This is a genomic window from Pseudoalteromonas sp. SIMBA_162 (genome assembly GCF_046535955.1).
Classification (GTDB): domain Bacteria; phylum Pseudomonadota; class Gammaproteobacteria; order Enterobacterales; family Alteromonadaceae; genus Pseudoalteromonas; species Pseudoalteromonas marina.
In genome coordinates this window covers 1-230 of record NZ_JAWJBQ010001369.1, presented here as the reverse complement: position 1 = coordinate 230, position 230 = coordinate 1, and the positions used below count along the sequence as shown (strand labels likewise).

Below are 230 nucleotides of genomic sequence, written 5' to 3'. Positions count from 1 at the left end.
CCGCTTGCCTGGAGACAACGAGAAGAAGACCACCATCAATGCCGCACCCACCAGGGGCAGCCAGACTCGTAGAACGCGGCGCGAGAAGCGGCGAGCGAGTGCCTTCGGCCACGAGGGTAGCGTCAGCAGCAGCGGCATCCATGCCCAGGGAATCACACTGGTCAGGAAGTAATGCCAAGGCTTCAGATGATGCCAGCTGTCGGTATATCGCTCAGCGGTCTGCTTGAGCA

General features: G+C 60.9%; 1 pseudogene. It reads right to left on the bottom strand.

Features of this window, described 5'->3' with window-relative positions:
• Nucleotides 1-230, bottom strand: a pseudogene (locus R0J88_RS24085) (glycosyltransferase family 39 protein); the annotation flags it as partial.